Below are 11859 nucleotides of genomic sequence, written 5' to 3' on the forward strand. Positions count from 1 at the left end.
AAGTTGCTTTAGTTTAATCAGGCTTTGTTCTGCTAACTGTTTTTCGGTGGTATAATTGCTGATAATATACGTTAAGCAGGCAAATATGAGTATAACAGTGACAATGTAGGTAGAAGTAATATCAATGAAGCGTGTAGTTCTGTCACCGTAGCTATCACCTATCATTTCCGGATTGTAGTATTCGTAGGCAATAAGCGAAACCACCAGGGCGATATTACTTATTGTCCATATCCAATAATGTTTCTTCTGGGCTACTGCAATTATAATAAAGTGAGTGGTGATAAAAGAGAATAGTACAGAGCCCTGTATGCCCGATGAAAAATAATAGCTAATTGCAAAGAAAATATTAATGATAATGGCGTAGAATAGCATACTGCTGTTTAGCCTGTTTTTATATCTGGACAGATAATAAAGAAAAACCTGAAAACATAATAAAATCGATGAAAATAAAGCCAGCCATGGCAGGCCCACAGCTAAACTAAACGGAATAGTATATAATATAACAAGTATGGTAACAATACAAACAGAATGATAAATTCTGCTTTGTAATGAAAATTCAGGATTATCACCTCTTAAATAATTCCAGATACTTGATAATTTTCTCTTAATCATGCTAAAAGTTTTCGATAGAAAACCTAAGTTCGGCTTTCTCTTAGCTCATAAAGCAAAAAGTGGCGAAAGATACATATAATCAAAATGAAGCAGCATTCTACCTTGAATAAATTAAGATAAAATTACATTGAAACGATTAATAGGTTATTTTCTGAAAATTAGCCCGTTTAGGTATATATAAAGATATAAATGCCCCTTTTTAGGGAAATTTATACTCCCTATGCTCAAATAATACTTTTAATATTTGTATAACCGATAACATCTGGCTTAATAAGCGAGTGTAAAGAATCAATCATCAATAAAACCTGTAAAATGAAGTATACTATTAAAAGCGCATTATTTTATCTTTTATTCACACTTGGCATTCTATTATCTGTAGAAGAAAGCTATGGACAATTGAAAGTATCCGGAAAAGTTTTGGATACAGAAGGGAACTCACTTCCCGGTGTTACAATCAAAGTAAAAGGAAACCAGTCAGGTACAATTTCTGATGCGAATGGTAATTTTTCTCTGGCGGTAAATAACAACAATGAGATATTGGTATTAAGTTATATTGGTTTTAAAACCAAAGAATTACCGGCCAACAACTCCTTATTAAGTAATATAGTAATGGAGATAGAGGAATCAAAATCGCTGGATCAGATAGTTGTGATCGGATATGGAGTCTCTAAATTAGGCGATGTGACCGGCTCTATTAGTAATGTACGGGGAGATATATTAACACAGACGGGTGCAAATAATGTTTCTGAGGCTTTGCAGGGAAGGGTAGCGGGACTAAAAGTCAATAATCAATCGGGCGAGCCGGGTGGCAGTATCAGCATGCAAATCAGAGGGGCTAATTCAATAAATGCATCAAGTTCACCTTTATTTGTAATAGATGGACTACAAATAGACGTAAATGGAAGCGAAGTTGCTACTTCATCAGTAGGTGGATATACAGGCTATAACCCTTTGGCTACTTTAAATCCGAATGATATTGAATCCATAGATATTCTTAAAGATGCATCTGCTACCGCTATCTACGGGTCAAGAGGGGCGAATGGAGTAGTCATCATTACAACTAAATCCGGCAAAGGAAAAAATTCCCTCATTAATGTCAATTATCAAATTGGATTATCAGAAGCAACCAAAAAACTGGAAATGTTAGGTTCTCAGGACTACGTGAATTTCAGGCATGAATGGGACCGCAGTTCGCTAACCTGGGGAGTAGATTTGGATAATGATGGAAAGGCAGATGAACCCGTAAATGCAAATAACTTTGAACAATACAATTGGCAGGATTTATTTCTAAGAACAGGACAAACACAAAAATTTAACCTTACGGCACAAGGTGGTAATAATACTACCGATTTCATTTTGGGCTTAGGTTACAATAATCAGGAGGGAATAATTGTTGGAAATGATTATAAACAATACTCTGCTCAAACTAAAGTGAACCATAAATTATCAAGGAATATTGATGTAGGGATGAACGTAAATTATGGCCGGACGGTTACAGACGGAGCTGTATCCAGTGGAGGCGGAGCCGGAAGCTATAGTGGTCTTATTCAAAGTATATACAACGAAAAACCTATCGGTATTTTTGTTGATCAGGAAAATGAGGGCGGCGGTTCCTATACACCATTAACCACCATGTTTTATGAGTCATATAAAAACGTGTCATTAGACCGGGCACTAGGTAACGCCTTTTTAACCTGGCAAATTATCCCCGGACTAAGCCTAAGGGTTTCGGGTTCCGGAAACACCTCTTTTTCGAAATTGCAGGAATTCTACGGAAAAGAGACCCGCTGGGGAAGTGTTAATAATGGAAGGGCAGAAGTAATGAATATTCAAACAACTTCTTATACCCAGTCTAATACCCTTACCTATAACAAAAGGGTCAAAAACAAATACTTTAATGCGCTTTTAGGGCAGGAATTTAACTCCTATAACATAGAAAATTCCAGAATCAGAGCATATTCGTTCGAAGATGAGTCTACCGGTGTTTTTGATATGAGCAAAGCAGGTATTGTAGATAAACCGCAAACCAATATTTCTGATACTAAGAGGTTATCTTTTTTTGGAAGGGTAAATTACAGTGTGAACTACAAATATAATTTTACAGCTTCTATGCGAGCAGACGGATCGTCGAATTTTGGAAAGGGCAACAGGTTTGCCTATTTCCCATCCGCGGCTTTCGCCTGGCGTATTAATAATGAAAAATTTATGTCGGCGTTTAAAAAACAGCTGAGTAACCTGAAATTAAGATTGAGTTATGGAATTACGGGTAATGACAGAATTCCAGCTTATTCTGCTTTAGCCAGATTGGGAAATAATAATTATGCCGGAAACGGTACACCAATTTTTGGAATGGCACCCAGTTCTTCACCAAACCCCGACTTAAAGTGGGAATCTACTGAACAGTTTGATATGGGACTGGACGTGGGGTTGTTTAACGAAAGAATTAGTGTGACGGCAGATATCTATAAAAAAATAACCAGAGACTTGTTACTGAACACGCCAATTCCGTCTCAGACAGGTTTTAGCTCTCAATACCAGAATATTGGAAAGATTCAGAATAAAGGAATAGAAATTACGATTAACTCGGTAAATGTTAAAAAAGATAATTTTAGTTGGAGTAGTAGTTTAAATTTCGATCGGAACTTGAATAAGGTACTCTCACTAGGCGATTCGGAATTTTTGCCTGTAGTTATCAGCAACGGATTTTTAACAGATGTAAGTCGGGTAATTGTTGGAAACTCTATAGGTACTGGCTTTGGATATGTAGCTGACGGAAACTATCAGTTTTCAGATTTCACAATTACTAATTCTGGAGGACAGGTGATTGACCCTTCAACCATAACTACTGGCAATTACGATAACTATACATATACTTTAAACCAGGGGGTTACAAGTATTGCAGCTGTAAGTGTAAAGCCGGGAGATAGAAGATATAAGGATTTAGATGGTAATGGGATTATTAATGCAGAAGACAGAAAAGTAATATCCAATAGTAATCCCGATTTTAATATAGGATTTTCTAATAATTTCAAGTATAAACAATTTGATTTAACGCTGTTTTTCGAAGGAGTTTTCGGCAATGAAATTATGAATGCGTTTATTAATAATTCAGAAGCTGGATTAAAAGGAGCTGCTCCTGCCTATAATATCACAAAGGCGTATTTTGATAACCGATGGACACCTTCAAATCCGTCAAACACCTATTCAAGGCTGAAAAACAATACCAATGATTTTGTATCTACTTATTATGTAGAAGACGGCTCTTTTGTCCGTTTTAAGAACTTATCTTTGGGTTATACCCTTAATCCGGCTATAGCCAGAAAATTACATGTTAAAAATATCCGTTTTAACTTTACAATAGATAATTTATATGTATGGACAAAATATAGCGGATTAGATCCGGATATCCGTTCTGCATCATCACTTATGCCTGGTTACGACAGGTTATCGTATCCCAGAGCAAGAAACTATTTTTTTGGACTTAACGTAGGATTTTAGACACAACATTATGAAAAATAGCAACATATTATTAGCAGTTATTCTATTTTTAACTTTTACAATGATGTCTTGTGAGAACTCGGATTTTCTTAATAAACCTCCTTTATCATTCACAAGTCCCGAGAACTTTTACAAAACCGAAAAGGATTTAAAAATAGCATTAGTAGGATGCTATGATGCAATAAATACTTCTTCAGTCCCGGGAGCTTCTGTAGGAGATGGCACTTATTCCAGAGGATTATTATTTATGCTGTTGGGAGGAACCGATGAAGTGGTACCGAACACATCAAGCGAACTGGCCGACTTCGCCAGGCTATCTTACCTGTCATCCAATAACCCTTTATCTCAGTTTTGGGCGGCGTATTATGCGGGTATTTCGAGATGTAATCTATTAATAGAAAAAGCTGCAGAGGTAGATATGAATGAAACCGGAAAGAAAAACATCATAGCAGAAGCGAAGTTTTTAAGAGCTTTTTATTACTACCATTTGGCGTCTCTTTTCGGAGGCGTACCATTGATTACCAGTTCTATACCGGATGGCGAAGCGCCCAGAGAAAGTGTGCAGGGGATTTATAAACTCATTATAGAAGATCTAACTTATGCGTATACCACATTAGGTAATACCAGTATTTTTACTGGTGGTGCTAATAAATGGACTGCGGGTGGATATTTGGGGGTTATATACAATTACCTGGCAAGTTGCAAAAGATACCATACAAGTAAATCGCTAGATTTTGCCCTGAATGATTTTGAGTGGGTAAATGAAACAGAAATGAGTGCCGCTGCGGAAACAGTTCTCAAAGATATAGTGGAAAATAGTGGCTACATTTTGGTTGAGAAAGCTAAATATAGTCATTTATTTAGGGAAACTACTAAAGCAGAGCAATATAAGGAATGTTTGTTTTTAGCAGAAGCAAGTAATACCATTACCGACGAATATCCGGAGATTTCAAACTTTCCTATACCAAGTGGAGATCGTAATATTTATGGTGGTGGTTATGGACGTTTAAAACCCACCCGGGAATTATATTTATCTTATAATGCCAATGATATTCGAAGAGATCATAATATAACAGGGACATATACTGCTGCGTCGATTAAGGAAACCGTAGGCGGAAATACCTATTACATTCCGGTAGCAGCAGTAACCGGTAGTAAAATTAATTGGTGTACCGGAAAGTTCAGATGTATTGACCCGAAAGAAAAAACTATCCCACCTTCTGCAACGCAACTGAATTATCCGTTGTTAAGATTTGCCGATATTTTATTACAGTATGCAGAAGCACTGTATTTTACAGGAGATGAAGCTAAGGCCAGAACCTATTTTACAGAAATCAGAAACAGGGTAGTGAAAGACGGGGTGAATGTAGAGACCCTGAATACGGCGTATTATAAAGCGGACTTCGTAACAGAACTTTTGGATGAAAGGAGGAGGGAACTTTGTTTTGAATCTAAAAGAAGAATAGACCTTATCAGGTTTAATAAACTCGAAGAAGCAATCTTTTCTATAAATCTAAAAGCAGGGAATTTGAATGACATGGCTAAAGATATGCAAGATAATTATGAGTATTTTAAAATATGGATGCCTTTGCCAGACATGCAGTTGACATTGAATAGAAAGCTAATACCAAATCCCGGTTATTAAAATTTAGAAAGAGAAGAAGGAATATTAAATTGCTACTTCTATTGCCTTAATTTAGTTATAGATATAAAATATATTATGAATCGCAGAAATTTTGTACAAAAAGCTTGTATAGGAGCAGCAAGTTTAAGTGTAATTCCTTCAGGAATATTGTTTGGTAAAGACAATGGTGTAGTGAGATTGGGGTACATTGGAGTAGGGCTTAGAGGAAGAACACATATAAGAGAAGGCCTACTCCGTAGCGATGTAGAAATAGTAGCTATTTGTGATATTCAGGAAAGTTCGTTAAAGCTTTGTCGTGAACAATTTACAAAGGCAGGTAAGAAACTTCCTAAAGAATATACCGGGAGTTTAGATGCTTATAAAAAGTTACTGGAAAGAAAAGATATAGATGGTGTGATTATTTCGACACCCTGGAAGTTTCACCGCGATCAGGCTGTAGATGCTATGAAAGCAGGTAAATATGTAGGATGTGAAGTGTTAGCCGGTTTAACGGTAGAAGAGCATTGGGATGTGGTAAACGTATCGGAACAAACTAAAATGCCCTACATGACTTTGGAAAATGTATGCTACCGCAGAGATGTGCTGGCTGTACTAAACATGGTGCGTCAGGGAGTATTTGGAGAATTGGTACACTTGGAAGGAGGCTATCAGCATGATTTGCGGGACGTTCTTTTTAACGACGGAAAACATTTCTATGGGCATGGTGTAGAATTTGGTCCCGATAAATCTATAGGAGAAGCGCAATGGCGCACCCAATACAATATAGATGTTGACGGTGATATTTATCCTACGCATGGATTGGGACCGTTAATGAACTATGCAGACATCAATAGAGGAAACCGGTTGGTAAACATGGTGTCTTTTTCCTCTAAAGCCAGAGGGCTAGCCGACTATGTGAATAAAAAATCGCAGGGACACCCAAATTCAAAACTTAATTATAAAAACGGAGATATTGTAACCACCCAAATCAATTGTGCGAACGGAGAAACGATGCTGATAACTCACGACACCCATCTTCCACGTCCGTATTCTATCGGGTTTAGAGTACAGGGAACGAATGGATTATGGATGGACGTAGCTGAATCTATCCATATAGAAGGAGTTAGTAAGCCGCACAAATGGGATCCGATAAAAGAGTGGATTGCTAAATATGATCATCCTTTGTGGAAGAAATATGAGAAAGAGGCTGTTGGTGCAGGGCATGGTGGAATGGATTGGTTTGTTTTCAATGCCTTTGTACAATCAATTAAACAAAAACGGCAAACTCCTATAGATGTTTACGACTCTGTAACCATGAGCGTAATTCTCCCTTTATCTGTAAAATCAATAGCAGAAGGCAATACTGTACAGGAAATCCCCGATTTTACACGTGGGAGGTGGAAAAGCCGGAAAAATACATTTGCGCTGGACGACTCGGGATTTTAATGCCAGAAAGTGGATAGTTCACAAAAACTATCCACTTTCTGTTTCATCTAGGTCACTTCGATACTGCGAAGGTGATTTTCCAAAATGTTTCTTAAATTCTTTCCCAAAATATTTAGTGTCATTAAAGCCAGCGTAGAAAGCAACTTCCGAAATAGGAAGATGTTTCTTTTTAAGTAGAATAGCTGCTTTCTTTAATTTGATGGATTTAATAAAATCGCCAACAGAAAGTCCGGTAAGTGCATTAACTTTGCGATATAAGACGTTTTTGCTCATTCCTATTTCCTGAGTTAAAGTTGCAACACCAAAGTCTGACGATTCCATATTATTCTCTATTATCGAAATAAGTTTTTCTATAAACCTTTCATCGCCGGAAGTCATTTCAACATCATTAGGTTCTAAACTTATTTTTTTACTGAAACGTTGTCTTATTGCTTCTCTGGCAACCATTAAATTATTCATATTTAATAATAACCATTTGGTATTAAACGGCTTAGTGATATAAACGTTTGCACCCGTTTCCAATCCTTCCAATTTATTTGAGTCCTCACTTTTCGCAGTGAGTAAAATAACAGGAATATGTGCTGTAGCCTCATCTGTTTTTATTTGTCTGCATAATTCCAGACCATCCATTATGGGCATCATAGAATCGCTGATAATGATGTCGGGTATAACTTCTTTGGCTATCTCAAGACCTTGTTCTCCATTTTCTGCTTCTATCACTTGATACAAATGAGCAATTTCCTCTCTGATAAAAGCCCTCATATTATTATTATCTTCTACCAATAGGACCGTTAATTTTGAGTCGGAATTTTGAGATATTGTTTGAACAGGGCTAAAGGGCCCTTCCTCCGCAATCATCTTGTTAACAGTTATAAATTCTGATTTGCTTTCTGAAACTGATTCGCTAGTTATTGTCGGTAAATTTAGTGGCAATTTAATAATGAACTTTGTTTTAAATCCATCTATGTCAGGCAGTGAGTCACTCTCAACAGCAATACTACCATGGTGCATTTCTATAATGGCTTTTGCAAGAGCCAGCCCCACTCCAGAACTGTTTTTTCTATATCCCTGGGTTTCAATTTGATAAAATCTTGTAAATAGGTTCTGGACATTTTCTTCAGGTATTCCTTCACCATCGTCCTCAATTATTATAGTCAGGAAATTGGTTTCCTGGCTAACTCTCACCCTTACACTGCCCGAATCAGGCGTGAATTTAAAAGCATTAGATAAAAGATTAAAAATTACTTTTTCGAGTTGATCTTTGTCGAAAAAATAATCTTCGGTGATGTTGTCTACTTTTAGCTGATAGTTGATATGGCGGGAAACCGCTTCATTTGTGAAAAATTCAAATATATTACGTATAAAGTTAGGTAGATTGTGCCATGAAGGATGAATTTTCATTTGTCCCGCTTCCACCTTTCGGAAATCCATTAATTCATTGACCAGTTTTAACAACAGACCAGCGTTCTTTTTAGCAAGGTTTAAATGGTGCCGTAATTTTGAATCTTCGGGAACTTCCTGCACCGCATTATCGAGAGGGCCAACGATTAATGTTAGCGGAGTTCGCAGTTCATGAGATATATTCGTGAAAAAATCCATCTGCATCTGATAGTGAGCTTGTTGTCTGGTATTTTCCAGGTGTTCGTAATACAAATCTCTTTTTAATCTGGATTTCGAGATGAGCGAGTTTACTATCAGGTATGCAATAATGCCAAGTAAGATTACGTAAAGCAGGTATGCCCACCATGTCTTCCATAACGGTGGTGCAATATGGATACGAATTTTGGAAGGCATTTGATTCCATATGCCATCGCTATTAGCGCTTTTAACCAGAATGGTATAGCTACCCGGAGACAGGTTAGTATAGGTGACAGCAGGAGTAGAAGTGTATACCCAATCGCCTTTTGCACCTTCCAGTTTATAGGCATATTTGTTTTTAAAAGATTTGATCAGATTTAAAGATGAAAATTCAAGTGTAAATGTGTTTTGGTTATAACTCAGATTGATCTCGCCCATCTCTGTGATGTTCATTTTCAAAATACCATCATCAGCATTGGTTTGTACCTTTTCATTAAATAGTTTCAGGCCGGTAAATACTACCGGATAGGTAGAATCATTTTTTTGGATATTTGTTGGGTAAAAGCTAACCAGACCATTGAAACTCCCAAAGTACAATTCACCGTTTTTAGTTTTTAAACAGGAGTTAGAATTGAATACATTACCCGGAAGTCCGTCTTTCTTATTATAATTTCTAAATGTTTTGTCTTTTATATCGAAACAGGAAAGACCATTATCTGTACTGATCCACAAAAGGTGATTATTGTCTTCTATAATGGCCATAATATTATTGCTAGGCAGGCCATCACTGGTGGTATAATGAGAAAATTCACCATTTTTTAGGTTAAAGCAATTCAATCCACCGTAATTTGTACCTATCCATATATATCCACCCGCAGACTCGGTGATAGAGGTGATAAGGTTGGAGGTGAGCCCTGAATTTTCTTTGGAAAATAGTTTAAATGCATGATCTTGCTCTCTTAATAGTTTTATTCCGTCATGCGTTCCTATCCATAAGTTTTGTTTAGAGTCCTTAAAGATAACCTTCACCCAATTGCTGCTTAATGTACTGGTTTTAGTATTGCCGTATGTAGTAAAGGTTTTCGTATCCGGATTTAAAATGTTTAGTCCGCCACCCATTGTTCCAACCCAAAACCGACCTTTGTTGTCTTCTAATATACTGGCAACGTTGTTATTGCTTAAAGTGCCGTTTACTCCTGCTTTATTTTTAAAATGGATAAAGCTTTTGCCGTCAGAAGAGAGCAGATTTAATCCGCCACCTACGGTGCCAACCCATAATTGTCCTTTAGTGTCTTTGTAAATTGCTGTAACCAGATCGGAGCTTAAACTGTTGGGATCTTCCGGGATATGTTTGAAATGAGTGAAGGTCTTTGATTTTTTATTAAAATAGTTTAAGCCTTCGGCTTCTGTACCTATCCATAAATTCTCTTTATCTTCAATAATGGTGCTAATAACATTGCTGCTCAGACTGTTCCTGACAGATTCTGTTCTGTAAGTTTGGAATAATGTAGTTTTTGAATAAGCAACGTTTACGCCTCCATAATAGGTGCCCAGCCATATAGATTTTTGATTATCTATGCAAATGTCATAGATTGAATTATGGTTAAGGCTCTTTGGATTCCCGGGATTATGGGTATAAGTTGTAAATCTCTTTTGTTTAGGATTAAGAAAGCAGAGGCCTTTTAATGTAGCAATCCATAAATTTCCATTTTCATCTTTAAGGATCTTCCTGATATTATTGTTGATTAAACTGTTTTTTTCATTATCAATCTGGTAGAAACGGGTCACTTTTTTTGTGTCAGGATTATAATTTATAATCCCTTCACTTTTAGTACCCAACCAAAGGTTATTTTCATCGTCTTCTACAATAGAAGTAATGTCTTCGGATGATTTATTGTTGGATAAAATTTGATGATTTGTGAAATATACGCCGTTTTTATAGCTTACTTTTGTTAAACCTTTAGGTGTACCCAACCATAGGTTTTTGTTTCTATCCTGAAATATAGCCGTAATTTTTCCGGGTTCCAGCCCTTCAATTTTACCAGAAAGCTGTTGAAAAGAATTTCTATCATCGTTTATGAGCTTATTAAGACCCTTGTCTGTACCTACCCAAATAGTATTATCCGGACTTTGATAGATACAATTGATGATGTAACTGTCTAAGCTATTATTTTTTTTAGGATCTGCACCAATTTCTAAAAATGAATCTTCTGAATAAATGTATTTTTTGAGTCCTTTTTTTGTTCCTATCCATAAATTGCCATTTTGGTCGGCTTGTAAGGCTACAATATAATCTTTCTCGCTATTGCCGGTTCTGTATACTTCAAAATAATGCCCGTTGAATTTATTCAGCCCATCTTTTGAGCCAAACCACATAAAACCCTTCTTATCCTGAGCGATGGCAAATATTGAGCTTTGGGAAAGGCCATTTTCCACTGTTAAATGGTCAAAATCCAGACGTGGTTGCGCAAAAGTATAATTTGGAATTAAGGATAGAACCGTAATAAACGAAAAATAATAAAGTAATTTTGCCATCTTTTAAAAATACACCTTTTATTAAAAAACCTTCCTGTTTTTAATAAAGAACTGATATTTCTAAATTTAAAAACAAGAAGGTGTATCTATAAAAATGCAAAGTTACCCGGAAGCTCTTAACAGTTATTGTTTATGCATAATAATTACTGTTTTATAAACTTTGAAAATTCTTTGTTATTTCCTCTTTCAAGTATAATGATATAATTTCCGGGTGTAAATTTTTCAGTCTGAACAACTACCTGTTTTTCCAAAGAATTAACAGTGGTTTGGTAAATCACCTGACCTAATATAGATACTATTTTTAATATTGAAGTCTCCTCTCTGGGTGAAAAAACAATGTTAAGTGCGTTTGAGGTAGGATTTGGGTAAACAGAAAGTGATATTCCGTTATTTATTTTGCTGTTTACACGAATGACTTTGCTATATTCTGTTGAATTATTAGTATCAATTTTCTGCAATTTGTAATAAGCGCCCTGTACATCAGTTTTTGAGTCGGTAAATGAATAATACGAACTATTGGTGTTGTCTACTGTACCTATGTTAGAAAAGTTCTTTCCATCGGTACT

5 protein-coding genes and 1 pseudogene are annotated in these 11859 nt (G+C 36.3%); 3 read left to right on the forward strand and 3 right to left on the reverse strand.

What is annotated here, in order from left to right:
• Positions 1-612 (reverse strand): annotated as a pseudogene (locus ABWO41_RS09595) (hypothetical protein); the annotation flags it as partial.
• Between the two features lie 312 nt (positions 613-924).
• Between ABWO41_RS09595 and ABWO41_RS09600 the strand changes: the two are divergent.
• The 3 genes from ABWO41_RS09600 (at position 925) to ABWO41_RS09610 (ending at position 7180) form a co-directional block, all read left to right on the forward strand.
• A complete protein-coding gene (locus ABWO41_RS09600) occupies positions 925-4110 on the forward strand; it encodes a SusC/RagA family TonB-linked outer membrane protein (RefSeq protein WP_353137051.1) in 3186 nt (1061 codons plus the stop codon).
• 10 nt (positions 4111-4120) lie between these two features.
• A complete protein-coding gene (locus tag ABWO41_RS09605; RefSeq protein WP_353137054.1) occupies positions 4121-5755 on the forward strand; it encodes a RagB/SusD family nutrient uptake outer membrane protein in 1635 nt (544 codons plus the stop codon).
• Positions 5756-5830: 75 nt separating this feature from the next.
• Positions 5831-7180 carry a Gfo/Idh/MocA family protein gene (locus ABWO41_RS09610; RefSeq protein ID WP_353137057.1) on the forward strand — a complete coding sequence of 450 codons (1350 nt, stop codon included), beginning with the start codon at positions 5831-5833 and terminating at the stop codon, positions 7178-7180.
• Between the two features lie 27 nt (positions 7181-7207).
• Here ABWO41_RS09610 and ABWO41_RS09615 read toward each other — a convergent pair whose 3' ends face one another.
• Positions 7208-11293 carry a hybrid sensor histidine kinase/response regulator transcription factor gene (locus ABWO41_RS09615; protein ID WP_353137060.1) on the reverse strand — a complete coding sequence of 1362 codons (4086 nt, stop codon included), beginning with the start codon at positions 11291-11293 and terminating at the stop codon, positions 7208-7210.
• Between the two features lie 143 nt (positions 11294-11436).
• The coding region (locus ABWO41_RS09620; RefSeq protein ID WP_353137063.1) for a T9SS type A sorting domain-containing protein at positions 11437-11859 on the reverse strand (423 nt) is incomplete at its 5' end.

The sequence above is a fragment of the Pseudopedobacter sp. genome (assembly GCF_040392825.1).
Lineage (GTDB): Bacteria > Bacteroidota > Bacteroidia > Sphingobacteriales > Sphingobacteriaceae > Pseudopedobacter.

Excerpts from the sequence above, each read along its gene's own strand:
- ABWO41_RS09600 (WP_353137051.1), top strand. The coding sequence starts at position 925 with ATGAAGTATACTATTAAAAGCGCATTATTTTATCTTTTATTCACACTT.
- ABWO41_RS09605 (WP_353137054.1), top strand. The coding sequence starts at position 4,121 with ATGAAAAATAGCAACATATTATTAGCAGTTATTCTATTTTTAACTTTT.
- ABWO41_RS09610 (WP_353137057.1), top strand. The coding sequence starts at position 5,831 with ATGAATCGCAGAAATTTTGTACAAAAAGCTTGTATAGGAGCAGCAAGT.
- ABWO41_RS09615 (WP_353137060.1), bottom strand. The coding sequence starts at position 11,293 with ATGGCAAAATTACTTTATTATTTTTCGTTTATTACGGTTCTATCCTTA.